The sequence below is a fragment of the Pseudomonas sp. GD04158 genome (assembly GCF_029834875.1).
Lineage (GTDB): Bacteria > Pseudomonadota > Gammaproteobacteria > Pseudomonadales > Pseudomonadaceae > Aquipseudomonas > Aquipseudomonas hydrolytica.
Genome location: NZ_JAODYT010000053.1, coordinates 1 through 24807 on the forward strand (window position 1 = coordinate 1; position 24807 = coordinate 24807).

The 24807-nt window shown below is 65.7% G+C and carries 25 protein-coding genes; 15 read left to right on the forward strand and 10 right to left on the reverse strand.

The genetic code is table 11. The annotated features are described in order from the left end of the window. On the reverse strand, positions 1-366 hold a 366-nt coding region (locus N7333_RS17805; protein ID WP_279859185.1), incomplete at its 3' end, for a TIGR02444 family protein. Between the two features lie 38 nt (positions 367-404). Here N7333_RS17805 and N7333_RS17810 point away from each other — a divergent pair. The 6 genes from N7333_RS17810 to N7333_RS17835 all read left to right on the forward strand — a co-directional run bounded on the left by N7333_RS17810 (position 405) and on the right by N7333_RS17835 (position 6584). After that, a complete protein-coding gene (locus N7333_RS17810) occupies positions 405-2315 on the forward strand; it encodes an ATP-binding cassette domain-containing protein (protein ID WP_129482005.1) in 1911 nt (636 codons plus the stop codon). Next, positions 2315-2854, forward strand: a complete 540-nt coding sequence (locus tag N7333_RS17815; RefSeq protein ID WP_129482004.1) for a mechanosensitive ion channel family protein — start codon at positions 2315-2317, stop codon at positions 2852-2854. The genes N7333_RS17810 and N7333_RS17815 overlap by 1 nt, the downstream gene beginning before the upstream one ends. A 76-nt stretch (positions 2855-2930) precedes the next feature. Next, positions 2931-3563 carry a LysE family transporter gene (locus N7333_RS17820; RefSeq protein WP_004373370.1) on the forward strand — a complete coding sequence of 211 codons (633 nt, stop codon included), beginning with the start codon at positions 2931-2933 and terminating at the stop codon, positions 3561-3563. Positions 3564-3726: 163 nt separating this feature from the next. Further along, positions 3727-5616, forward strand: a complete 1890-nt coding sequence (locus N7333_RS17825) for a cytochrome c/FTR1 family iron permease (RefSeq protein WP_129482003.1) — start codon at positions 3727-3729, stop codon at positions 5614-5616. Between the two features lie 121 nt (positions 5617-5737). Next, positions 5738-6073, forward strand: coding sequence for an enhanced serine sensitivity protein SseB C-terminal domain-containing protein (locus N7333_RS17830; protein WP_004373366.1), 336 nt, complete (start codon positions 5738-5740; stop codon positions 6071-6073). A gap of 61 nt (positions 6074-6134) precedes the next feature. Further along, complete coding sequence (locus tag N7333_RS17835; RefSeq protein ID WP_004373364.1) at positions 6135-6584, forward strand: YaiI/YqxD family protein; 450 nt, start codon at positions 6135-6137, stop codon at positions 6582-6584. Between the two features lie 111 nt (positions 6585-6695). Here N7333_RS17835 and N7333_RS17840 read toward each other — a convergent pair whose 3' ends face one another. Then, entirely contained in the window at positions 6696-7163 is a 468-nt protein-coding gene (locus tag N7333_RS17840; RefSeq protein ID WP_011920579.1) for a thioesterase family protein, read from the reverse strand. 230 nt (positions 7164-7393) lie between these two features. Beyond that, positions 7394-8053, reverse strand: coding sequence for an isoprenoid biosynthesis glyoxalase ElbB (gene elbB / locus N7333_RS17845; RefSeq protein ID WP_004373360.1), 660 nt, complete (start codon positions 8051-8053; stop codon positions 7394-7396). A gap of 210 nt (positions 8054-8263) precedes the next feature. On the opposite strand from elbB, the gene N7333_RS17850 reads away from it, so the two are divergent. Then, positions 8264-9508, forward strand: a complete 1245-nt coding sequence (locus N7333_RS17850; protein WP_129482002.1) for a sterol desaturase family protein — start codon at positions 8264-8266, stop codon at positions 9506-9508. On the opposite strand, the gene N7333_RS17855 is transcribed toward N7333_RS17850, so the two are convergent. Continuing rightward, positions 9476-10030 carry a DedA family protein gene (locus N7333_RS17855; protein ID WP_011920582.1) on the reverse strand — a complete coding sequence of 185 codons (555 nt, stop codon included), beginning with the start codon at positions 10028-10030 and terminating at the stop codon, positions 9476-9478. The genes N7333_RS17850 and N7333_RS17855 overlap by 33 nt on opposite strands. A gap of 193 nt (positions 10031-10223) precedes the next feature. Here N7333_RS17855 and hemB point away from each other — a divergent pair, with 193 nt between their 5' ends. Both hemB and ppk1 read left to right on the forward strand, forming a co-directional pair. Then, complete coding sequence (gene hemB, locus N7333_RS17860) at positions 10224-11237, forward strand: porphobilinogen synthase (protein WP_011920583.1); 1014 nt, start codon at positions 10224-10226, stop codon at positions 11235-11237. Between the two features lie 19 nt (positions 11238-11256). Beyond that, positions 11257-13440: a polyphosphate kinase 1 gene (gene ppk1, locus N7333_RS17865; RefSeq protein ID WP_004373351.1), complete on the forward strand. Its 2184-nt coding sequence runs from the start codon at positions 11257-11259 to the stop codon at positions 13438-13440. Between the two features lie 253 nt (positions 13441-13693). On the opposite strand, the gene ppx is transcribed toward ppk1, so the two are convergent. The 6 genes from ppx to N7333_RS17895 all read right to left on the reverse strand — a co-directional run bounded on the left by ppx (position 13694) and on the right by N7333_RS17895 (position 18636). Next, a complete protein-coding gene (gene ppx, locus N7333_RS17870) occupies positions 13694-15196 on the reverse strand; it encodes an exopolyphosphatase (protein WP_011920585.1) in 1503 nt (500 codons plus the stop codon). A gap of 86 nt (positions 15197-15282) precedes the next feature. Further along, positions 15283-15804, reverse strand: a complete 522-nt coding sequence (locus tag N7333_RS17875) for an ureidoglycolate lyase (protein WP_129482001.1) — start codon at positions 15802-15804, stop codon at positions 15283-15285. Next, on the reverse strand, positions 15801-16532 hold the full coding sequence (locus tag N7333_RS17880) for an amino acid ABC transporter ATP-binding protein (RefSeq protein WP_129482000.1): 732 nt from the start codon (positions 16530-16532) through the stop codon (positions 15801-15803). The genes N7333_RS17875 and N7333_RS17880 overlap by 4 nt, the downstream gene beginning before the upstream one ends. Continuing rightward, on the reverse strand, positions 16519-17169 hold the full coding sequence (locus N7333_RS17885) for an amino acid ABC transporter permease (protein WP_177491068.1): 651 nt from the start codon (positions 17167-17169) through the stop codon (positions 16519-16521). Before N7333_RS17885 ends, N7333_RS17880 begins: the two co-directional genes overlap by 14 nt. After that, complete coding sequence (locus tag N7333_RS17890) at positions 17166-17831, reverse strand: amino acid ABC transporter permease (RefSeq protein ID WP_129481999.1); 666 nt, start codon at positions 17829-17831, stop codon at positions 17166-17168. Before N7333_RS17890 ends, N7333_RS17885 begins: the two co-directional genes overlap by 4 nt. Before the next feature lie 19 nt (positions 17832-17850). Next, complete coding sequence (locus N7333_RS17895; protein ID WP_011920590.1) at positions 17851-18636, reverse strand: transporter substrate-binding domain-containing protein; 786 nt, start codon at positions 18634-18636, stop codon at positions 17851-17853. A 287-nt stretch (positions 18637-18923) separates the two neighbouring features. On the opposite strand from N7333_RS17895, the gene N7333_RS17900 reads away from it, so the two are divergent. The 6 genes from N7333_RS17900 to N7333_RS17925 all read left to right on the forward strand — a co-directional run bounded on the left by N7333_RS17900 (position 18924) and on the right by N7333_RS17925 (position 24689). Next, positions 18924-19628 carry a FadR/GntR family transcriptional regulator gene (locus N7333_RS17900; RefSeq protein ID WP_011920591.1) on the forward strand — a complete coding sequence of 235 codons (705 nt, stop codon included), beginning with the start codon at positions 18924-18926 and terminating at the stop codon, positions 19626-19628. A 109-nt stretch (positions 19629-19737) separates the two neighbouring features. After that, positions 19738-20064, forward strand: coding sequence for a thioredoxin TrxA (gene trxA / locus N7333_RS17905; protein WP_004373332.1), 327 nt, complete (start codon positions 19738-19740; stop codon positions 20062-20064). A 233-nt stretch (positions 20065-20297) separates the two neighbouring features. Continuing rightward, positions 20298-21557 (forward strand): transcription termination factor Rho, encoded by a 1260-nt coding sequence (gene rho, locus N7333_RS17910; protein ID WP_004373327.1) that lies wholly within the window; start codon positions 20298-20300, stop codon positions 21555-21557. A 249-nt stretch (positions 21558-21806) separates the two neighbouring features. After that, a complete protein-coding gene (gene ubiD, locus N7333_RS17915) occupies positions 21807-23273 on the forward strand; it encodes a 4-hydroxy-3-polyprenylbenzoate decarboxylase (RefSeq protein WP_129481998.1) in 1467 nt (488 codons plus the stop codon). Next, positions 23273-24241, forward strand: coding sequence for a CDP-6-deoxy-delta-3,4-glucoseen reductase (locus N7333_RS17920; protein ID WP_129481997.1), 969 nt, complete (start codon positions 23273-23275; stop codon positions 24239-24241). Before ubiD ends, N7333_RS17920 begins: the two co-directional genes overlap by 1 nt. A 289-nt stretch (positions 24242-24530) precedes the next feature. Then, positions 24531-24689, forward strand: a complete 159-nt coding sequence (locus tag N7333_RS17925; RefSeq protein WP_004373322.1) for a DUF3309 family protein — start codon at positions 24531-24533, stop codon at positions 24687-24689. Positions 24690-24807 lie beyond the last annotated feature (118 nt).

The window sequence follows — 24807 nt, forward strand, 5'->3', positions numbered from 1 at the left end:
TCGCGCCTCTTCGTCTGGCCAGTTCGCGGCCAGCGCCTGCAGCCGCTCGAGCAGCACCCGCTCGGCCTGCAATTCCAGCTTCTTGATCTGTTCACGCAGGGCGGCCAATTCGGCATCCTGACCTGCGGCCGTGCGCCAGTGGCGCCGCGTCTGCCGCAAGGGCGAGACCACTTCACGTTGCCAGGGGCCCGCCACCTCCGTCAGTGCGCGCAGGCGCTCATCCATGCAGCGCACGCCACGTTGCTGCAGCCAGGCGCCGGTCAGCAGCAGGCAGACGTCGCTACCGGCGTCCTGCAAATCCAGGCAGGCCTGTTCCACGCCCGGTCTGGCATAGAGTTCGAGGGCGAAATTCCACAGATCCTGCACGCGGCCTCCGGGGCGATTTGGTAGACTCCGCGGCCATTATGATCCGACTCCAGAACCTCACTCTACAGCGTGGTCCGCAACGCCTGCTCGAAGGCGCCGAGCTGACCCTGCACGCCGGCCAGAAAGTCGGTCTGATCGGTGCCAATGGCGCCGGCAAATCCAGCCTGTTCGCCCTGCTGCGCGGTGAGCTCGGCCCCGACGCGGGCGACTGCCAGCTGCCGCCGGACTGGCGCATCGCCCATATGCGCCAGGAGGTGGACAACCTCGAGCGTCTGGCGGTGGACTACGTGCTCGATGGCGATGTGCACCTGCGCGCGATCCAGGCCGAACTGGCCAGGGCCGAGGCCGCCCACGACGGCAGCGCCATCGCCCGTCTGCACAGCGAACTGGACATTGCCCAGGGCTACAGCGCCGATTCGCGTGCGCGCAAGCTGCTGGCCGGCCTGGGCTTTACCAGCGAGCAGATGGACAGGCGCGTCGGCGACTTCTCCGGGGGCTGGCGCATGCGCCTGAACCTGGCTCAGGCACTGATGTGCCCCTCCGAGCTGCTGCTGCTCGACGAGCCGACCAACCACCTCGACCTCGACGCCATCCTCTGGCTGGAGGAGTGGCTCAAGGGCTATCCCGGCACGTTGCTGCTGATCTCCCACGACCGTGATTTCCTCGATGCCGTGGTCGACCATGTGGCGCACCTGGAGCAGCAGAAGCTGACCCTCTACCGCGGCGGCTACTCGGCCTTCGAGCGCACCCGCGCCGAGCGTCTGGCGCAGCAGCAGCAGGCGTACGAGAAGCAGCAGGCGCAGCGTGCGCACATGGAAGACTTCATTCGCCGCTTCAAGGCCAAGGCGACCAAGGCACGCCAGGCACAGAGCCGCATCAAGGCGCTGGAGCGCCTGGAGGAGCTGGCCCCGGCCCATGTCGATTCGCCCTTCGACTTCGTCTTCCGCGAGGCGGACAAGGTCTCCAGCCCGCTGCTCAACCTGTCCGAGGCGCGCCTGGGTTACGGCGACAAGACGGTGCTGGAGAAGGTCAAGCTGAGCCTGGCACCCGGTGCACGTATCGGCCTGCTCGGCCCCAACGGCGCGGGCAAGTCGACCCTGATCAAGACCCTGGCCGGCGACCTGGCCGTGCTCGGCGGTGAGCTGGCCCGTGGCGAGAACCTGGCCATCGGCTACTTCGCCCAGCATCAGCTCGATGCCCTGGACCCCAAGGCCAGCCCGCTGCTGCATCTGCAGCGCCTGGCGCCGAGCGAGCGCGAGCAGACCCTGCGCGACTTCATCGGCGGCTTCGATTTCCGTGGCGAGCGCTGCGACGAGCCGGTGCTGAATTTCTCCGGCGGCGAGAAGGCACGCCTGGCCCTGGCACTGATCGCCTGGCAGAAGCCCAACCTGCTGTTGCTGGACGAACCGACCAACCACCTCGATCTGGAAATGCGCCTGGCGCTGACCATGGCCCTGCAGGAATTCGCCGGGGCGGTGCTGGTGGTCTCCCACGACCGTCACCTGCTGAAGAGCACCACCGACGAGTTCCTTCTGGTGGCCGACGGGCGCATCCAGCCGTTCGAGGGCGACCTGGACGACTATGCGCGTTGGCTGATCGATTTTCGCGCCCGCCAGCAGCCGGTCGCAGCGCCGGCCGCCGGTGCCGAGAAGACCGACAAGCGCGCCCAGCGCCAGGCTGCCGCGGCGCTGCGCCAGCAACTGGCGCCGCACAAGAAGCAGGCCGACAAGCTCGAGCAGGAGCTGGGCAAGGTGCAGGAAAGGCTCGCTACCGTGGAAACCCAGCTGGGCGACAGTGGCCTGTACGAGTCCGCACGCAAGGATGAGCTGCGCGAGCGCCTGGCCGAGCAGGCGCAGCTCAAGGCGCGCGAGGCCGAGCTGGAGGAAGCCTGGCTGCTGGCCCTGGAAACCCTGGAGGCGTTGCAGCAGCAACTGGAGGAGGCTGAGTGATGGAGCAGCTGGAACTGCTGGTGGCCTGGCGCGAGCCGCTGGTCCGTGCCGGCCAGGTGCTGTTGATCATCCTGCTGGCGTGGATCGCCCAGCGCATTCTCACCCGTGCCATCAGCCGCCTGGGCGCGCGCTACAGCCTGTTGCCGCAGGAGGTGCTGCAGCCGCTGCGCGGCCTGTTGCGCTGGTTGATCATGGGCAGTGCCTTCATGCTGGTGCTCGAGCGCCTGGGCGTCTCGGCAACGGTGTTGTGGACAGCCCTGACCGGGTTCACCGCCGTGGCCGCCGTGGCCTTCTTCGCCATCTGGAGCGTGCTGTCGAACATGTTCTGCGCGCTGCTGATCTTCACCATGGGGCCGTTTCGTATCGGTGATACGGTCGAGGTGATCGATAGCGCGGACAAGCCAGGGGTGAAGGGGCGGGTGATCGCCATCAACCTGTTCTACACCACCTTGCAGGATCTCGCCGAAGACGCTGCCGGTGCCCTGCTGCAGGTGCCCAACAGCCTGTTCTTCCAGAAATCCGTGCGCCGCTGGCGCTGAACGTCTGGCTCGGAGGCTGGCGCAGGAGTAGGCTGTGAAGCCGTTCTCCCGATTTCTGCTCCCCGAGGTACGCATCATGGCATTGGAAACCTGGCTCGCTTTCTTCGTCGCCTGCTGGGTGATCAGCCTGTCGCCCGGTGCCGGCGCCGTGGCGTCGATGTCCGCTGGCCTGCAATACGGCTTCTGGCGCGGTTACTGGAACGCCCTCGGCCTGCAGCTCGGCCTGGCCCTGCAGATCGCCATCGTCGCGGCGGGCGTGGGCGCCATCCTCGCCGCCTCGGCGCTGGCCTTCAGCCTGATCAAATGGTTCGGCGTCGCCTATCTGGTGTTTCTCGCCTACAAGCAGTGGGTCGCCCTTCCCAGCGATCTGGATGCCGGTGCCACCGAGCGCCCCAGCGGGCGGCCGCTGACCCTGGTGCTGCGCGGCTTTCTGGTCAATGCCAGCAACCCCAAGGCCATCGTCTTCATGCTCGCCGTGCTGCCGCAGTTCATCAATCCGCATGCGCCTTTGCTGGCGCAGTATCTGGTGATGGGCCTGACCATGATCGTGGTCGACCTGATCGTCATGGCCGGCTACACCGGCCTGGCTTCGCGGGTGCTGCGCGCGCTGCGCACGCCGCGGCAGCAGCGGGTGATGAACCGCAGTTTCGCCGCGCTGTTCGCCGCCGCTGCCGGTCTGCTGGCCACGGTCAAACGCGCCGCGGTCTGAGCCGCGGGTTCGGCAGCGGCGGCGATGTCGCCGCTGCCGCTCTGGCGATGCAGTCGCAACGCTCCGTTCGACTGATTGTTACCAGATATTTCAGATTCTCCTTGTGCGAATTCCTTAGCCACGCAACAATTTAATGCCACCCATTCTCGTTTGGGATGCATTGATGAGCCGCTTTCGTTTCGCCCTTTCCTGGCTGACGCTGCCCTTGCTGGCCATGCTCAGCTTTCTCGCCATCGGCGAGCCACTCGACGGCGCCGCACAGGCGCTGCATCTGATCGGCTACATCGGCGCCGATTACCCCGCCACCGTGGCGGGCGGCCAGGTCATCGACGCTGGCGAATATCAGGAACAGCTGGAGTTTCTCGACGTGCTGCAGGGCCTGGTCGTCGCCTTGCCGGCCCGCGCCGGACGCGACGAGCTGGAGCGGGGCGTGGTCGATCTGCGCCAGGCCATCGCTCAGCGCCAACCCGGTGAGGCGGTGGCCGGTGCCGCGCGTCAGCTCGGCGCACGTCTGGCCGAGCTCTATCAGGTAGCCCAGACCCCGATCCTGACACCGGACCCCGAACGCGGCGCGCCGCTGTATGCCCAGCACTGTTCGGTGTGCCACGGCGATACCGGCCTGGGCGACGGACCTGCCGGCATCGGTCTGGAACCGGCACCGGCCAATCTGCGTGATGCCGCGCGTCTGGATCGGCTGAGCCTCTACGATCTCTACAACACCCTCGGTCTGGGCATCGAAGGCACCGATATGCCGGCCTTCGCCGATCAGCTCGACGAGCGTCAGCGCTGGGATCTGGCTGCCTATATCGCCGGTTTCACCGCCGCATCGGCGCAGAGCCACACACGCTTCGCCATGAGCGAGCTGGCAGGGCGCACGCCCGCCGAAATTGCTGCCGCCGGTGGCGATGTCGCCGCGTTCCGCGCTCAGCGCGCGCATCCGCTACTGGAGCAGCGCGGCCCGCAGCAGCTGATCGGCTATACCCGTGACACCCTGGAGCGCAGCCTGCAGGCCTATCGCAACGGTGATCGCGAGCAGGCCTACGACCTCTCCGTCGGCGCCTATCTGGAAGGCTTCGAACTGGTCGAAAGCGCGCTGGACAACCTCGATGCGGTGCAGCGCAAGACCACCGAGCGCGCGCTGATGGCCTATCGGCAGGCGCTGCAGGATGGTGCCAGCGTCGCGCAGGCTGCCCAGGCCCTGGAGCAGGCCAAGGTGGAGCTGGAGAAGTCCGCTGCACTGCTGGCCGATGGCGCGATGGACGACAGCCTGAGCTTCTTCGCCAGCCTGCTGATTCTGCTGCGCGAGGGGCTCGAGGCGATTCTGGTGCTGGCGGCGATTCTCGCCTTCCTGCGCAATACCGGCCAGCAGCAGGCGGTACGCAGTGTGCACATTGGCTGGGGTCTGGCGCTGCTCGCCGGTGTCGCGACCTGGGCGGCGGCGGCCTACCTGATCGACATCAGCGGCGCCCAGCGCGAGCTGCTCGAAGGCGCCACTGCGCTGTTCGCCAGCGTGGTACTGCTGTGGGTCGGCGTATGGATGCATGATCGCCGTCACGCCGCGGCCTGGCAGGACTACATCAAGAGCAGCCTGGTCGGCGGTGGTGGTCGTTTCGGCTTCGCCGTGCTGGCGTTCTTCTCGGTGTACCGCGAGCTGTTCGAAGTCATCCTGTTCTACGAAACCCTCTGGCTGCAGGCCGGCCCGGCCGGGCATGGCGCGGTGCTGGCCGGTGCCGCCGCGGCGCTGGTGCTGCTGATCGGCCTGGCCTGGGTGATCCTGCGCGGTTCGCGCAAGTTGCCGCTGGCGACCTTCTTCGGCGTCAATGCGGTGCTGCTGTGCGTGCTCTCGGTGGTCTTCGCCGGACACGGCGTCGCTGCGCTGCAGGAGGCCGGGGTGCTCGGTACGCGGCCGGTGGCCTTCTTCGAATTCGACTGGCTGGGCATCCACGCCGATGCCTGGAGCCTGTCGGCGCAGGGGCTGGCGCTGGCCGGCATCGCCCTGCTGTATGGGCGCAGCCTGCGCGGCGAGCGTCGTCGGCTTGCCGAGCAGGCCTAGGCCGGCGAAGGAGGGTCGAGGCGCGCGCGGTGCCTTCGATCCTCCATAGCGTGAACCGTCACCACGACAGAGGGTCAGAGTGGGCCTAGGCTGAGCTCATTTCCCTCTGACGAGTGCACGCATGTCCTCCACTGTTCATTCCACCCATTACGCCGACAGCCCCGATCTGGCGCTGGCGGCCCTGCGCCATCCGCCCCTGGAACAGGCGCTGGCCGCAGCCTGTGCCGAGCTCTCGGTGCAGCAGGCCTATCTGGCCGCCCTGCGCGATCCGGCCATCGGCCCGCAGCCGCGTCTGCTGCTGGCGGTGGAGGGCGCCAACGTGCAGGTGCAACGTCGTCTGGCGGCATTGGTGGCCGAGTTGCTGCCGGATGAGGTCGAGCTGGATCTGATCGAACTGGCCGACGACAACCTCTCGCGTGCGGTGCGCGAGCGCTGCCAGGCCTTCTACAACGCTTGAAGCGCCTCTCTGCCCACGCGGGCTGGCATACTGGCGACCGATTTCTGCTGGAAGGTGCTGCATGCGTGTCTGGATAGACGCCGACGCCTGCCCGAGGGCGGCGCGCGATCAGGTGGTCAAGTTCGCCCTCAAACGGGGTTTCGAAGTGGTGCTGGTGGCGGGCCAGGCCGTGGCGCGGCCGAATTTCGCCTGCGTGAAACTGATCGTGGTACCCAGCGGGCCGGATGCGGCCGACGATCACCTGGTCGAGCATGCCGTGCCCGGCGAGCTGGTGATCTGCAGCGACGTACCGCTGGCCGACCGCCTGGTGAAGAAGGGCGTGGCGGCGCTCGATCCGCGTGGCCGCGAGTTCGACGAGCGCAACATGGGCGAGCGCCTGGCGGTACGTAACCTGTTCACCGATCTGCGCGAGCAGGGCCAGGTCGGCGGCGGCCAGGCGCCCTATTCGGAGAAGGATCGGCAGGCCTTCGCCAATGCGCTGGACCGGATTCTCACGCGGCTGAGCCGTTAGCGGCCCTGGATTGCATCCGGGCGACGGGTGGCCGGCAAACCCTTTTTCAGCCTTGTAGCCCGGATGAAATCCGGAACGGCGGGCAACCGCATCCGAGCTCCGCGCCCTCCTTCAGCCGCACAGATAGGTGCCGGTGCCGACGGCCACCAGCACCCCTTCGTCGTTGTGCAGCTCCATGCGAATCACCGCCACCTTGTTGCCGGCGCGCAGCGGCAGGGCGGTGGCGGTGAAGCGCTGACCGCGGCCGGGGCGCAGGTAGTCGATGCGCAGGTCGATGGTGCCGAGCTTGGACAGCTTGCTCATGCGCTCGGCCGGCGGCAGGTGCTGGTGGTTGGCGAAGGCGCCGATCAGCGCCATGGCGCCACCGCAGACGTCGAGCAGCGAGGAAATCACCCCGCCATGGAGGATGCCGTGGACGAAGTTGCCGATCAGTTCGGGCTTCATCGGCAGGTGCATGGTCACCCGCTCCGGGCTCAGCTCATCGAGCTCGATGCCGAGCACCTGGTTGAAGGGGATGCGCTGGAAGAAGGCGGCTACCGCCTGCTGCAGGTCGGGGCTGAGGACGAAGGGCTGGGTCATGGCAGGGCTCCGGGAAATCTGCCGCCACGCTGCCGCAGCGCGAACCGCTTGACCAGCGTGACGGCCAGACTGCCCTGGCCAATGACCGAAGCGCCCTTTAGTGGCGCTGGCTGGTAGGGTGTGCCGGGCGGCGTTCCGCTCTATCCCGCATTGATCGCCATTGGTGGGCTAAAGCCCACCCTACAGGCTGGAACGTTGAGTTTCGTAGGGTGGGCTTCAGCCCACCCAGGTCAGTGGTGCGCCAGCTCCAAGACGCGGTCGACCATCTTGTTGATGCCCGAAGCCGCCTCGGCGATTGACTGGGCGAGCATGTAGGCCGGTGTGGTGACCAGCTTGCGAGCATGATCCTCGACGATGTCGCTGACTTCGCACTCGTGGTGCTCGGCGCCCATCTGGGTTAGTGCGGTGGCGGTGTCGTGGTCGGTGCCGATGGTGCAGATCACGCCAGCGCCGAAGATCTTCGCCGCCAGCGCCGGCGCGATGCACATCAGGCCGACTGGCTTGCCGGCATCGACGAAGGCCTTGCAGGCGGCCAGCACGTCCGGCTGCACGGTGCAGCCCGCGCCGCTGGTGGCGAAGTCGGAGAGGTTCTTGGCCACGCCGAATCCGCCGGGCAGGATCAGCGCGTCGAACTCGGCCACGTGCAGCTCCTTGACGTCCTTGATCTTGCCGCGGGCGATGCGCGCCGATTCCACCAGCACGTTGCGCGTTTCGTCCATCTCGTCGCCGCTGTAGTGATCGACCACGTGCAGTTGCGGCACGTTGGGAGCGAAGCACTGCACCACTGCGCCGCGCTGGTCGAGGCGCAACAGGGTGATCACGCTTTCATGGATCTCGGCGCCATCGTAGACGCCACAGCCGGACAGAATCACTGCCACTTTCTTGCTCATGCTCGACTCCTGATGAGGAAAACGCCGCTCGTTGCACCAGTTGGTGCCGGCGGGCGGCGGGATGTTGCCAATTCGGTGTTGCCCCTCGGCACGGGTGGCTGTCGCCAAATGCCACACAGACTGTCATTTGCCGCCGTGAACCGCTGTGGGCCGGGGATTAGGATGAATAACAGACTAGCCCCAAGACAAGCACAACGATACGGCTCGGCCATGAATTACGTTCTCTATGCGGTGCCTTTCTTCTTCCTGCTGATCGCTCTCGAGCTGCTCGCCGATCACCTGCGCGGCATGCGCACCTATCGCCTGGCCGACGCCCTGGGCAGCCTCGGCACCGGCGTGCTGTCGCAGACCACGGGCGTGCTGACCAAGGTGGTCGGCCTGCTCACCTACGCCTTCGCCTGGGAGCATCTGGCGCTTTTCGAACTCGCCGAAGGCAGCCTCTGGGTCTGGGTTTTCGCCTTCGTCTTCTATGACTTCTGCTACTACTGGAACCACCGCCTGGGCCATGAACGCAATGTGCTCTGGGCCGCCCACGCGGTGCATCACCAGAGCGAGGACTACAACCTCACCACGGCGTTGCGCCAGACCAGCACCGGCTTCGTCTTCGGCTGGATCTTCTACCTGCCGATGGCCGTGCTCGGTGTGCCGCCGCTGGTGTTTCTCACGGTGGCGGCGCTCAACCTGCTCTACCAGTTCTGGGTGCACACCCGTCATATCCCCAAGCTGGGCTGGTTCGAATGGCTGTTCATCACCCCGTCCAATCACCGCGTGCATCATGCACAGAACCCTATTTACATGGATCGCAATTACGGCGGGGTGTTCATTGTATGGGACCGGCTTTTTGGCACCTTCCAGGAGGAGCTCGACGAGGAGCCGGTGATCTTCGGCGTGACCGTGCCGCTGGCCAGCTGGAATCCGCTGTGGGCCAATCTGCAGGTCTATGCCGGCCTGTGGCACGACGCCCGGCGCGCCGGCTCCTGGTGGGACAGGTTGCGCATCTGGTTCATGCCCACCGGCTGGCGCCCGGCCGACGTGGCCGCGCGCCATCCGCAGGCCAAGCCTGACCTGAGCAACTTCCGCAAGTTCGAGGTGGCGCTGGGCCGTGGCGCGCAGGTCTACGCACTGCTGCAGTTCGTCTGCTACCTGCTGGCCGGCGTGTGGCTGCTGGCGCAGGGAGATTCACTTGCGATAGGCGCAGTGCTGCTGGCTTGCCTGTGGATGGCCCTGGGCCTGTGCAGTATCGGCCTGTGGCTGGAGAATCGCAGCAACGCATGGCGTCTGGAGTGCCTGCGCCTGGCAGGCAACCTGCCGGCATTCTGGCTGGCCGGTGAGCTGGGCATGCTGACGCTGGACCTCACGGTCTGGGCCTGGCTGAGCGCCTACAGTCTGAGCAGCCTGCTCGGTATCTGGCTGGCGCGCGGTTCAGCCGCGCCGGCGCTGACGCCACCGGTGTAGCCAGGCGAGAGCAAGCAGCAGTACCACGGCGGCGAGCAGGATGACCTGATAGTTGCGCAGCTCTTCCAGCAGGCCGCCCATGGCATGGCCCAGGCTGTAGGCCAGCAGGCTGATGCCGCCGGCCCAGACGCCGGCGCCGATGGCGTCGAGCAGCAGGTAGCGGCGCCAGGAATAGCCGGACAGGCCGATGGTCAGCGGCATCACCGTACGCAGGCCGTAGAGGAAGCGGAAACACAGCACCCACAGGTCCGGGTAGCGTTTGATCAGCGCACTGGCGCGTTCGCCCAGCGGCTGCCAGCGCGGCTTGCGGGCCAGCAGCGCGCGACCGTGACGGCGGCCGAGGTAGTACCACAGCTGATCGCTGGCGAAGGTGCCGAGGAAGGCGCACAGCGCCACCCATTCGATCTCCAGCACGTTGCGCACGGCCATGTAGGCTGCCAGCAGCAGCGATACTTCGCCTTCTAGGAAGGTGCCGAGTATCAGCGCCGGATAGCCGAACTGGCGGATCAGGTCTTGCAGCATGTGGCGTGCCCATGAACACAGGTTATGCAGACTACTCCGACCGCGAGGAACCCGGAAGGTGGCGGCCCATGCCACAATGCGCGACTGCTGTGCGACCCGCGGTCGCACGCGGTCATGTGACCGTCATCATTTGGTCATAATGGTCGCTTATAACCGTCACACTGGCCCGCCCGTGCGGGCTCTGGAGTCTGCCGTGAGCGTTACCCCCGCCAATCGCCTGTTCCCCGCCACCCGCCTGCGCCGCAACCGCCGCGACGATTTCTCCCGCCGTCTGGTACGCGAACACCGTCTGAGCGTCGATGACCTGATCCTGCCGGTGTTCGTGCTCGACGGCGACAACCGCCGCGAAGCCGTGCCGTCGATGCCGGGCGTCGAGCGCCTGTCCATCGACCTGCTGCTCCAGGAAGCCGAACACTGGGTCGAACTGGGCATTCCGGCGCTGGCGCTGTTCCCGGTCACCCCCCTGGAGAAGAAGTCCCTCGACGGCGCCGAGGCCTGGAACCCGGACGGCATTGCCCAGCGCGCGATCCGCGCCCTGCGGGCGAAATTCCCCGAGCTCGGAGTGATCAGCGACGTCGCCCTCGACCCCTTCACCACCCACGGTCAGGACGGCATCCTCGACGACTCCGGCTACGTGCAGAACGACATCACCGTCGATGCGCTGGTCAAGCAGGCGCTGTCGCATGCCGAGGCCGGTGCCCAGGTGGTCGCCCCCTCGGACATGATGGATGGCCGCGTGCAGGCGATTCGCGAGGCGCTGGAGCTGGCCGACCATCCCAACGTGCGCATCATGGCCTACTCGGCCAAGTACGCCAGCGCCTACTACGGCCCGTTCCGCGATGCGGTGGGCTCGGCGGCCAACCTCGGCAAGGGCAACAAGCTCGGCTACCAGATGGACCCGGCCAACGGCAACGAGGCGCTGCACGAAGTGGCCGCCGACCTGGCCGAAGGCGCCGACATGGTCATGGTCAAGCCCGGCATGCCGTATCTGGACATCCTCTGGCGGGTGAAGGATGCCTACAAGGTGCCCACATTCGTCTATCAGGTCAGTGGCGAGTACGCCATGCACATGGCCGCGATCCAGAACGGCTGGCTCGGCGAGGCAGTGATCCTCGAGTCGCTCACCGCCTTCAAACGCGCCGGTGCCGATGGCATCCTCACCTATTTCGCCGTACGGGCGGCAGAACTGCTAAAACAAGGGCGATGACGCTCTCAGGAACTCAGCGATGAACAGCGAAGGACTCAACAGCGAAGTGCTCGACAACAACCCGCCTCAGGCCGAGGTGGTCGCCGAGACGCCCGTGGTGGAAACCCCGCCGCCGGCCCCGATTCCCAGCCTGGATGACAGCAGCCTGTACATTCACCGTGAACTGTCGCAGCTGCAGTTCAATATCCGGGTGCTGGAGCAGGCGCTGGACGAGTCCTATCCGCTGCTCGAACGCCTGAAGTTCCTGCTGATCTTCTCCAGCAACCTCGACGAGTTCTTCGAGATCCGCGTCGCCGGGCTGAAGAAGCAGATCAACTTCGCCCGCGAGCAGGCCGGCGCCGACGGCCTGCAGCCGCACCAGGCGCTGGCGCGCATCAGCGAGCTGGTGCACGAGCAGGTGGAGCGGCAGTACGCCATCCTCAACGACACCCTGTTCCCGGCGCTGGCCAAGCACAACATCAACTTCATCCGCCGGCGTTTCTGGACCACCAAGCTCAAGGCCTGGGTGCGCCGCTATTTCCGTGACGAGATCGCGCCGATCATCACCCCCATCGGCCTCGACCCGACGCACCCCTTCCCGCTGCTGGTGAACAAGAGCCTGAACTTCATCGTCGAGCTGGAGGGCATCGATGCCTTCGGCCGCGATTCCGGTCTGGCCATCATCCCGGCCCCGCGCCTGCTGCCGCGGATCATCCGCGTGCCGGAGGAAGTCGGTGGTCCCGGCGACAACTACGTGTTCCTCTCGTCGATGATCCACGCCCATGCCGACGACCTGTTCCAGGGCATGAAGGTCAAGGGCTGCTACCAGTTCCGCCTGACCCGTAACGCCGACCTGTCGGTGGATACCGAGGACGTCGAGGACCTGGCGCGTGCCCTGCGCGGCGAGCTGTTCAGCCGCCGCTACGGCGATGCGGTGCGCCTGGAGGTGGTCGACACCTGCCCGAAACACCTGCGCGATCACCTGCTCAAGCAGTTCGGCCTGACCGAGAGCGAGCTGTACCAGGTCAACGGCCCGGTCAACCTCACTCGCCTGTTCAGCATCACCGGCCTGGACAACCACCCGGAGTTGCAGCACGCGCCGTTCACCCCCGTAATCCCCAAGCTGCTGCAGAACGCCGAGAACATCTTCAGCGTGGTCAGCAAGCAGGACATCCTCCTGCTGCACCCCTTCGAGTCCTTCACGCCGGTGGTCGACCTGCTGCGTCAGGCGGCGAAGGACCCGCACGTGCTGGCGATCAAGCAGACCCTGTATCGCTCCGGCGCCAACTCGGAGATCGTCGACGCCCTGGTGGAAGCGGCGCGTAACGGCAAGGAGGTCACCGCGGTGATCGAACTGCGTGCGCGTTTCGACGAGGAATCCAACCTGCAACTGGCCAGCCGCCTGCAGCAGGCCGGCGCGGTGGTGATCTACGGTGTGGTCGGCTTCAAGACCCACGCCAAGATGATGCTGATCCTGCGCCGCGAGAACGGCGAAATCGTCCGCTACGCCCACCTCGGCACCGGCAACTACCACGCCGGCAACGCCAAGCTGTACACCGACTACAGCCTGCTTACCGCCGACGTCGCCCTTGGCGAGGACGTGGCCAAGCTGTTCAGCCAGCTGATCGGCATGGGCAAGACCCTGCGCATGAAGAAGCTGCTGCATGCACCCTTCACCCTGAAGAAGACCCTGCTCGACCTGATCGCCAAGGAAACCGCCGCGGCGGCCGAAGGCAAGCCGGCGCAGATCATCGCCAAGTTCAACTCGCTGACTGACCCCAAGGTGATCCGCGCGCTGTACAAGGCCAGCCAGACCGGGGTGAAGATCGACCTGGTGGTGCGCGGCATGTGCTGCCTGCGCCCGGGCATCGCCGGGGTGTCGCACAACATTCAGGTGCGCTCGATCATCGGCCGCTTTCTCGAGCACACGCGGGTGTTCTACTTCCTCAATGGCGGCGACGAGAAGATCTACCTGTCCAGCGCCGACTGGATGGAGCGCAACCTCGACAAGCGCGTGGAGACCTGCTTCCCGGTGGAGGGCAAGAAGCTCATCACCCGGGTCAAGAAGGAGCTGGAAAGCTACCTCACCGACAACACCCACGCCTGGGTGCTGCAAGCGGACGGCCGCTACCTGCGCCAGCAACCCACCGGCAACCAGAACCCGCGCAGCGCGCAGTCCGGGCTGCTGGAGAAACTGACTGCACCGGTGGTGAGCGCTCGTTAAAAAGGCCGCTTGCGGCCATCTGATGGCCCTCTCCCGCTTGCGGGAGAGGGTGCCCGAAGGGCGGGAGAGGGTGTTGGGGGCGTGCTGTAGCTTTTGCTAGCAATGCGCAGATAAGCGCCTGCTCGCTGGCGATCAGGTCGGGACGCGAAGCGGGGTGCCCGAAAGGCGGGCGAGGGGCTTCGAGCTCTTGGCGCGTCTCACCCGCCCTGCAGGCCAGCCCGCGCCCGTAGGGTGCGCCATGCGCACCGGATGATCAGCGCACGCTCAGGGTCAGATCGATGCGCTTGAGCCACTCCGCTTCGGCTTCGAAATCGGCCTGGGTCAGCGGGTTGGCTGCCAGCCAGCCATCGGGGAAGTGCACTTCCAGACTGTTTTCGCCGGCCTTGAGCTGCACCTGTGGCATGTCCTGGGTGCCGCGGATGTGATGGAAGAGGATGGCGAAGCGCAGCAGCACGCACAGGCGCATCAGCTTGACGCCTTCCTCGCCGAATTCGGCGAACTTGTCCCTGGGGATGTTGCGTCGGTGGCCGCGCACCAGCAGGGCGAGCATCTGCTGATCCTGACGCGAAAAACCGGACAGATCGGAGTGTTCGATCAGGTAGGCGCCGTGCTTGTGGTACTGGTAGTGGGCGATATCCAGGCCCACCTCGTGGACCCTGGCGCCCCAGCTGAGCAGCTCGCGGTGCCAGTCGTCGGTCAGGCCCCAGTCGTCGGCCACCTTGTCCAGTGCCGAGAGCGCCTTGGTCTCGACCCGCGCCGCCTGATCCAGGTCGACGTGATAACGCTCCATGAAGGCCGACAGCGTGCGTTCGCGCACGTCCTCGTGCTGATGGCGACCGAGCAGGTCGTATAGCACGCCTTCACGCAGCGCGCCTTCGGAGTGGCTCATGCGCTGGATCTCGCAGGCGTCGAAGATGGCTTCGAGAATCGCCAGGCCGGCGGGGAAGATGCTGCGGCGATCCGGCTTGATGCCGTCGAGGTCGATCTTCTCCACCTCGCCCAGTTTGAACAGCTTGCGCTTGAGCCAGGCCAGACCCTCGACCGTGACCTCGCCATTGCCCAGGCCGGCGGCCTTGGTCGCCAGGCCGATGGCCTTGATGGTGCCGGAGGCGCCCACGGCATCCTCCCAGCCGAGGCGGCGCAGGGCCTGCTCGATGCCCATCAGTTCCAGCCGGGCAGCGGTGTAGGCCTGGGCATAGCGCGCCGGGGTGATCTTGCCGTCCTTGAAGTAGCGCTGGGTGAAGCTCACGCAGCCCATCTGCAGGCTCTCGCGCAGCAGCGGCTCGAAACGCTGGCCGATGATGAACTCGGTGCTGCCGCCGCCGATATCGGCGACCAGGCGCTTGCCGGGGGTGTCGGCGATGCTGTGGGACACACCCAGGTAGATCAGGCGCGCTTCCTCGCGGCCGGAAATCACCTCGACCTGATGGCCGAGAATCTCCTCGGCGCGGCGGATGAACACCGCGCGGTTGCGCGCTTCGCGCAGGGCGTTGGTGCCGACGATGCGTACGGCGCCTTCCGGCAGGCTGTTGGTGAACTGGGCGAAGCGGCGCAGGCAGTCCAGCCCGCGCTGCATGGCCTCCTCGCTGAGCTGGCGCTCCTCGTCGATACCGGCGGCCAGCTGTACCTTGTCGCCGAGCCGTTCGAGGATGCGGATCTCGCCATGGTCGGCCTTGGCCAGCACCATATGAAAGCTGTTCGAGCCCAGGTCGATGGCGGCGATCAGGGGGTAATTCTCGGCAGGAGCTTTGGGCATGGGGAAGGCGTCTCGTTCGATATCCGCGTCATCGTGCCACGACTGAGCCAATGAGCCAACGCATACGGATGTCGCAGGAAACTGGTCTAGACCTGTGCCTGCCGCAGGTTCAACACGCTCAGTGGTTGTTCCAGCGCCTGCTCGTCGCAGTTGCGCCCCGGGCCGCCACGGTCCACCACCAGGAAGCGTCCGGGGTGTTGCAGGCACAGCAGCGGGTGGTGCCAGATGCCGCGGGCGTAGTTCACGCCCTGGTCCGGCGCGCTGATGAAGGCGCGGATTTTCGACTCGTCCAGCTCACCGGGCGGGGCGACGACGATCAGCATGCATGCGCCGTCCACCGGATAGAACGCCTGGCTGCCCAGCGGGTGGCGTTCGAGCATGCGGATCTCGATGGGCGCGTGCCAGGCCTTGCCCTCGAACAGGTTGACCAGGGTGCGCGGCGCTTCGCCGGCCAGCTCCACCTGCGCCAGGTCGTGGTAGCGCGTGGTGGTGCCGGCGTTGATCGGGAAGGCGTTGGCGCCGGCCGTTTCGATCACCTCGCCAAACGGCGCGAAGGCCGCGCGAGTCAGCGGCTCGATACGCAGCGGCCGTGGCGCCGGTGCGTTCACAGGTTCACCGAGCCGATGAAGTTGCGCAGCTCCTCGGTCTGCGGCGCGGCGAACAGGGCTTTCGGATCGCCGATCTCGTGCACCTTGCCCTGGTGCATGAACACCAGCTTGTCGCCGACTTCGCGGGCGAAGCGCATCTCGTGGGTGACCATGATCAGGGTCATGCCCTCGCTGGCCAGTTGCTTGACCACCGCCAGCACCTCGTTGACCAGTTCGGGGTCGAGCGCCGAGGTGATCTCGTCGCACAGCAGCACCTTGGGCGCCATGGCCAGGGCGCGGGCGATGGCCACGCGCTGCTGCTGGCCGCCGGACAGGCGTTCGGGATAGGCGTCGAACTTCTCCGCCAGGCCAACCCGTTCGAGCATCTGCCGGGCGATCTTCTCGGCTTCGGCGCGCGGGGTCTTCTTCACCACTTGCGGCGCCAGCATCACGTTCTCGCCGACGGTCAGATGCGGGAACAGGTTGAACTGCTGGAACACCATGCCGACCTTCTGCCGCAGGCTGCGCAGGTCAGCGCGGGCGGCGTCGATGTACTCGCCGTCGACTTCGATGACGCCGTCGTTGATCGATTCCAGGCCGTTGAGGGTGCGCAGGAAGGTGCTCTTGCCCGAGCCGCTGCGGCCGATGATGGCGACCACTTCGCCTTCCTCGACCTTGAGGTCGATGCCCTTGAGCACATGGTTGTCGCCGTAATACTTGTGCAGGGCGGTGACGTTAAGCAGTGACATTCAGCCTCCTTTCCAGGCGGTATGCAGCGAGCGAGAGCGGGTAGCAGAGCAGGAAGTAACCGAGGGCGACGAAGCCGTAGACCATGAACGGCTCGAAGGTGGCGTTGGCCAGCATGCTGCCGGTCTTGGTCAGCTCGGTGAAGCCGATGATCGAGGTCACCGCGGTGCCCTTGATCACCTGCACCGAAAAGCCCACGGTGGGCGCCACGGCGATGCGCAGCGCCTGCGGCAGCACCACATGGCGCAGGGTTTCCAGGCGGCTCATGGCCAGGCTTTCGGAGGCCTCCCACTGGCCACGGCCGATCGATTCGACGCAGCCGCGCCAGATCTCGGCGAGAAAGGCGCTGGTGAACAGCGTCAGCGCGGTGGCCGCGGCCAGCCAGGGCGATACGTCGACACCGAGCAGGGCGATGCCGAAGAACACCAGAAACAGCTGCATCAACAGCGGCGTGCCCTGGAACAGTTCGATATAGCCGCGGGCGAGCATGCGCGGCGCCGCCAGCGGCGACAGCCGTGCCAGCATCACCAGCAGGCCGGCGATGCCGCCGCAGACGAAGGCCACCAGCGACAGCAGCAGCGTCCACTGCAGGCCGGTAAGCAGGTTGCGCAGGATGTCCCAGAGGGTGAAGTCCATCAGCGCTCTCCCATGATGAAACGGCGACCGACCCAGGCCAGCAGCTGGCGAATCAGAATGGCCATGAGCAGATACAGCGCGGTGGTCAGCAGGTAGGTCTCGAAGGCGCGGAAGTTGCGCGACTGGATGAAGTTGGCGGCGAACGACAGCTCCTCGGTGGAAATCTGTGAGCACACCGCCGAGCCCAGCATGACGATGATGATCTGGCTCGACAGTGCCGGCCACACCTTGCCCAGGGCCGGGCGCAGCACCACATGGCGGAAGGTCTCGAAGCGGCTCATGGCCAGTGCCGCCGCGGCCTCGAGCTGGCCATGGGGGATGGCCTGGATGCCGGCGCGGATGATCTCGGTGGAATAGGCGCCGAGGTTGATCACCATCGCCAGCACGGCTGCCTCCCACTCGCTCAGGCGCAGGCCGAGCGAGGGCAGGCCGAAGAAGATGAAGAACAGCTGGACGATGAACGGCGTGTTGCGGATCAGCTCCACGTAGACGCCGAAGATGCGGTCGAACGGGCGGATGCGCCAGGCGCGCAGTATCGCCCCGACGATGCCGAGAGCGACGCCCAGCAGGGTGCCGATCGCCGTCAGGCCGAGGGTGAAGGCCGCGCCCTGCAGCAGCAGATCGCTGTGCTGCAGGACGGCGGCGAAGTCGAACTGGTACGCCATGGCTCGGCTCCCGCGTGGCTCAGAGGTCGGCCGGCAGCGGTTGCTTCAGCCACTTCTGGCTGAGCGCCTCGAGGCTGCCGTCGGCCTTGGCGTCGGCGATGATGGCGTTGACCTTGTCCAGCAGCGCGGTCTGGCTCTTGTTCACGCCGACGTACACCGGCGAGTCCTTGAGCTTGAGCTTCATGCTCGGAATGCGCTTGGGGTTGCGCTCGGCGATGGCCACCATCACCACGTTGCCGCTGGCGATCAGCTCGACCTGGCCGGACAGGTAGGCGGCGATGGTCGAGTTGTTGTCCTCGAAGCGCTTGATGGTGGCGCCCTTCGGGGCGACATTGCTCAGTTCGATGTCCTCGATGGAGCCACGGGTGACGCTGATGGTCTTGCCGGCCAGGTCGTCGAGGCTGGCGATGGCGGCGTCTTCCGGGCCGAACACGCCGAGATAGAAGGGCGCATAGGGCGCCGAAAAGTCGATCACCGCTTCGCGCTCGGGATTCTTGCCCAGGCTGGAAATCACCAGATCCACCTTGCCGGTGGTGAGGAAGGGGATGCGGTTGGTGCTGTTGACCGGGGTCAGTTCCAGCTTCACCTGCAGCTTGTCGGCCAGCAGCTGCGCGGTGTCGATATCCAGGCCGCGCGGTTTCATGTCCGGGCCGACCGAGCCGAACGGTGGAAAGTCCTGCGGTACGGCGACCTTCAGCACGCCGGCGGCGCTGATGTCTTCGAGCGCGTCGGCGTGCGCAGCGGCCGCGCCGAAGGCCAGTGCGGCGAACAGGGTACCCAGCAGGGTGCGGTGAAATTTGCCCATGTCGAACTCCCGATCAATGAAGGAAAACTCAAGCGTTTTGCTTGGTCTGCACAGTGCATCGCTTGTGCCAGATTCAATGAATTCGGGGCTTGCATCGCTGCAGACGAATGGAAACAAGGTCTTACTGGTCTGAACAGTTGCGGTAGTTGACCGAGTGGTCATGACGGCTGCTGTGCCATCGCGGTGCATTACCGGGCTGCGCTGTTCCATAAGGGCGCATCGCTTGCCTGGGGCGGGGTTCTGGCCTTACAAAGGCGGCTCAACTGGACTGACCGGCCCGAACAGTCATGCACGCTTCTGCTCCCCGCGCGGTACCCGAGTACGCCCTGCAGGCGATCCGCCGTCTGATCGAGGAAGAGGGCTATCGCCCCGGCGATGCGCTGCCGTCGCAGCGCGATCTGGCCGAGCGCCTGGGCGTCAGCCGTGCCTCATTGCGCGAGGCGCTGTCATCGCTCAGCGCGCTGGGCCTGATCAGCGTGCAGGCCGGCAAGGGCGTGTTCGTCCAGCAGGCGCCGAAAGCCGAGGCTGCAGGTGCTTTCGTCTGGCCCTTCGCCGCCCAGGTGTCGGCCGCCGACACCTTCCAGCTGCGTTTCGCCCTGGAGGGCTTCGCCTGCGGTCTGGCGGCCGGGATGATGACCGCCGAGGATCTCGACAGCCTCGAGGACAATGTCGAGCAGATGCGCCTCGAGCTGCGCGCCGGCGACTTCGAGCAGGCGGCGCGGCTGGACTTCGAATTCCACCAGCGCATCCTCGCCGCTAGCGGCAACCAGGCGATGTTCGCCCTGGTGACCTCCAGTGCGGACATCTTCTTGGAAAGCCAGAAGCTGCCGTTCATCCGACCGGAGCGGGCGATGGAAACCTGGCAGGAGCATCGTCGCATCCTCAAGGCCCTGGCCCGGCATGCCGCCGGCCCGGCGCAAAAGGCCATGCAGCAGCACATTCGCGCCGCTGCGCTGCGCACCGGCATCGCATTCGCCACCCTCGGCGATTGAGGAGTACATTAGCGGCTATTGAGAGGCTCAATCGCCCGCGCCTTTCGGTGTCAGCCAAGCCGGGCTATGATGGCGCCACTTTTTTGCTTCCGAATCACGGAGACTCATCATGAGCGAATTCATCACCAACGTCAGCGATGCCAGCTTCGACCAGGATGTCATCCAGGCCGAAGGTCCGGTTCTGGTCGACTACTGGGCTGAGTGGTGCGGCCCGTGCAAGATGATCGCGCCGGTGCTCGACGAGATCGCCAAGGACTATCAGGGCAAGCTGAAGATCTGCAAGCTGAACATCGACGAGAACCAGGAAACCCCGCCGAAGTACGGCGTGCGCGGTATCCCGACCCTGATGCTGTTCAAGAACGGCAACGTCGAAGCGACCAAGGTCGGCGCCCTGTCCAAGTCGCAGCTGGCTGCGTTCCTCGACAGCAACATCTGAGTTTCGCCGCTCTGGAAGAAGCCCCGCCTTGCGCGGGGTTTTTTCGTTTTCAGGGCTAGACGCTGTTTTTTCACGGTGTTAAATTCGGCCTCGCTGCATTTCCTTATGCAGCCCTCTGCATGCCGTCGCCGATTCATTCCTACTCGAACTCGTTCGCGATCCTGTCGCCTTCTCTGCGGCGCGGCCTCTCAAGCTAACAGCTTTCTTCTCCTCTCGATGATCATGTCATTCCTATGAATCTGACCGAACTCAAGCAAAAGCCGATTGCCGAACTGCTGGACATGGCCGAACAGATGGGCCTGGAAAACATGGCTCGTTCGCGCAAGCAGGACATCATCTTCGCCCTGCTGAAAAAGCATGCCAAAAGCGGCGAGGAAATTTCCGGCGACGGCGTGCTGGAGATTCTCCAGGACGGTTTCGGCTTCCTGCGCAGCGCCGACTCCTCCTACCTGGCCGGCCCGGACGACATCTACGTATCGCCCAGCCAGATCCGCCGTTTCAACCTGCGTACCGGTGACACCATCGTCGGCAAGATCCGTCCGCCGAAGGAAGGCGAGCGTTACTTCGCCCTGCTCAAGGTCGACAGCATCAACTTCGACCGCCCGGAAAACGCCAAGAACAAGATCCTGTTCGAGAACCTCACGCCGCTGTTCCCCAACAAGCGCCTGACCATGGAAGCCGGCAACGGCTCCACCGAGGACATCACCGGCCGCGTGATCGACCTCTGCGCGCCGATCGGCAAGGGCCAGCGTGGCCTGATCGTCGCCCCGCCGAAAGCGGGCAAGACCATCATGCTGCAGAACATCGCCTCGAACATCACGCGTAACAACCCTGAAGTGCACCTGATCGTTCTGCTGATCGATGAGCGCCCGGAAGAAGTGACCGAGATGCAGCGCACCGTGCGCGGTGAAGTGGTCGCCTCCACCTTCGACGAGCCGCCGACCCGCCACGTGCAGGTCGCCGAAATGGTGATCGAGAAGGCCAAGCGCCTGGTCGAGCACAAGAAGGACGTGGTCATCCTGCTCGACTCCATCACCCGTTTGGCGCGTGCCTACAACACCGTGATCCCCAGCTCCGGCAAGGTCCTCACCGGCGGTGTCGACGCCCACGCCCTGGAGAAGCCCAAGCGCTTCTTCGGCGCCGCGCGCAACATCGAGGAAGGCGGCAGCCTGACCATTCTCGCCACCGCGCTGATCGAAACCGGCTCGAAGATGGACGAGGTGATCTACGAGGAATTCAAGGGCACCGGCAACATGGAGCTGATCCTGGACCGCCGCGTGGCCGAGAAGCGTACCTTCCCGGCGATCAACATCAACAAGTCCGGCACCCGTCGCGAAGAATTGCTGACCGGCGAGGAAGAGCTGTCGCGCATGTGGATCCTGCGCAAGCTGCTGCACCCGATGGACGAGATCGCTGCCATCGAATTCCTCATCGACAAGCTGAAAGCGACCAAGACCAACGATGAGTTCTTCCTATCGATGAAGCGCAAGTAAGAGGATCTACTGCGCGGAGGTGATGCTGCGTTAAAAACAGACTCGAGATGCTCATGTACAGTCGTACACTCCGCTCTCTCGCCTGTTTTTGCCTTGCCTGACCTCCGCTCGCTACGATCCGATTGCACTGCCACGAGGCCGGGGAAACCCGGCCTTGTCGTTTCCGCAGGCTTCTCAAGCCTTCTGAAAGCCCGACTTCGGCGCTAAACTTTGCGGCCGACCCAAGCCCGCCCGACACGAGGCTACTGCATGCAGTATCGCGATCTGCGCGACTTCATCCGCGAACTGGAAAAGCGCGGCGAACTCAAGCGTATTCAGACCCCGGTTTCGCCCATTCTGGAAATGACCGAAATCTGCGACCGCACCCTGCGCAAGGGCGGGCCGGCGCTGCTGTTCGAAAAGCCCACCGGCTTCGCCGTGCCGGTGCTCGGCAACCTGTTCGGCACACCCAAGCGCGTGGCCCTCGGCATGGGCGCCGAGGACGTTGCCGAGCTGCGCGAGATCGGCAAGCTGCTGGCGTTCCTCAAGGAGCCGGAGCCGCCCAAGGGGCTCAAGGACGCCTGGAGCAAGCTGCCGATCTTCAAGAAGGTCATTTCCATGGCGCCCAAGGTGGTCAAGGACGCGCCCTGCCACGAGGTGATCGAGGAAGGTGAGGACGTCGACCTGAACCGGCTGCCGATCCAGCACTGCTGGCCGGGCGACGTGGCGCCGCTGATCACCTGGGGGCTGACCATCACCAAGGGGCCGAACAAGGAACGGCAGAACCTCGGCATCTACCGTCAGCAGGTGATCGGCCGCAACAAGGTAATCATGCGCTGGCTCAGCCACCGTGGTGGCGCGCTGGATTACCGCGAGTGGTGCCAGAAGCATCCGGACAAGCCCTACCCGGTCTGCGTTGCGCTTGGCGCGGACCCGGCGACCATTCTCGGCGCCGTGACGCCAGTGCCCGATACGCTTTCCGAATACGCCTTCGCCGGCCTGCTGCGCGGTCATCGCACCGAGCTGATCAAGGCCGTCGGCAGCGACCTGCAGGTGCCGGCCAGCGCCGAGATCGTGCTCGAGGGCGTGATCCATCCGGGCGAGACCGCGCCGGAAGGCCCCTACGGCGATCACACCGGCTACTACAACGAGGTGGACACCTTCCCGGTTTTTACCGTCGAGCGCATCACCCGCCGCCGCGAGCCGATCTACCACAGCACCTACACCGGCCGGCCGCCGGATGAACCGGCAATCCTCGGCGTGGCGCTGAACGAGGTGTTCGTGCCTATCCTGCAGAAGCAGTTCCCCGAGATCACCGACTTCTACCTGCCGCCGGAAGGCTGCTCCTACCGCATGGCGGTGGTGACCATGAAGAAGCAGTACCCGGGCCACGCCAAGCGCGTAATGCTGGGTGTGTGGTCGTTCCTGCGACAGTTCATGTACACCAAGTTCGTTATCGTCACCGACGACGATATCAACGCACGGGACTGGAATGACGTGATCTGGGCGATTACCACGCGCATGGACCCCAAACGCGACACGGTGATGATCGACAACACGCCGATCGACTACCTCGATTTCGCCTCGCCGATCTCGGGCCTGGGCTCGAAGATGGGCCTGGACGCTACCCACAAGTGGCCGGGCGAGACCAGCCGCGAATGGGGCCGCGCCATCGAGAAGGATCCGGCCGTGGTGGCACGTATCGATGCACTCTGGGGCGAGCTGGGAATCGATTGATGAACGTCACCCTGCAACCTTCCGGCGTCACCCTGGCCCTGCAGCCGGGCGAGCGCATCCTCGATGGCGCCCGCCGCCTCGGCTACGACTGCCCGCAGAGCTGCCGCAACGGCAACTGCCACATCTGCGCCGCCTTGCTGGTGGAAGGGCGGGTGCGGCAGAACGGCGCCGAGCTGGATCACGGCGAGCTGTTCACCTGCCTGGCCGAGCCACTGGAAGACTGCGTTCTGCACTGGGATGGCGTGCTGGCGCCGGGTGAGCTGCCGGTGCGCGAACTGAGCTGCCAGCTGATCGAGTGCCAGGACGTGGGCGGCGACGTGTTCCGTGTGCGCCTGCGCGCGCCGGCCGGCAGGGTGCCGCGCTACCACGCCGGGCAGTACCTGCTGTTGCAGCGGCACGACGGCGAGATGGCCGCGTTCTCCCTGGCCTCGGCGCCGCACAGTGGTCGCGAGCTGGAGCTGCATATCCTGGCCCGCGACGACAATACCCGGGCATTGCTCGCCCATCTGCGCGAGCAGGGGTTGGCCCGCGTGCAGCTGCCGTTCGGCGATACCCACCTGGCCGAGCTGCCGGACGGACCGCTGGTGCTGATCGCTGCCGGCACCGGCATGGCGCAGATGCACAGCCTGATCGAGCACTGCCGCGCCACGGGTTTTGCCCATCCGGTGCATCTGTACTGGGGCGCGCGTCGAGCGGACGACTTCTACGCGCTGCCGCACTGGACCGACTGGCAGCGTCTGGGCAATCTGCACCTGCATCAGGTGGTCAGCGATCAGCGCGGCTGGCCGGGCCGTTGCGGCCTGCTGCACGAGGCGGTGCGCGAGGACTTTCCCGACCTCAAGGCGCTGCACGTCTACGCCAGCGGCTCGCCAGCGATGGTCTATGCCACGCTCGACGCCCTGGTCGAAGCCGGCATGGACGCGCGCCAGATGCGCGCCGACGTGTTCGCCTACGCGCCGCGGCCGTAGCCGCACGGGCGGGCGCAAACCGCCCGGCGCGGTTCAGTAAACCCTCACCACCGCCTTGTGTCCCTTGGGTTTGGCTGTCCCGGCCGGGCTCGCCGCACCGATTAAAGTTGGCACTTTCTGATTCGATGCCGAGTCGTAACTGATGTAGGGATGGCGAAGCCTCAAGCTTTGCCGGGCGCTGGCTTCGCAGCCGCCTCATGCCCTGCGCACGAACGGCAGCTGGACATGGCTGCCGGCTCCAGGCGCGCCGCCTCAGCGTTGGCCGCCACCGACATGCGAGGAAATTGCCATGGGCTTGGGAACCATCCTGCTGATCATTCTGATCCTGATGCTGATTGGTGCCATCCCGGCATGGCCGCATAGCCGCAGTTGGGGCTACGGGCCTACCGGTGGCCTTGGGCTGGTGCTGGTCATAGTACTGGTGCTACTGCTGCTCGGTTACATATGAGCCAGCGCCTGCGTCGCTGACGCAGGCAGGCACCCTCGGCGGCTCTCGCCGCTGAGGGCCGGCTCGGGCCGGCAGCTGCCCCATTCGCCCCAGTCGCCCGGTTTTCGCAGAGGGTCAG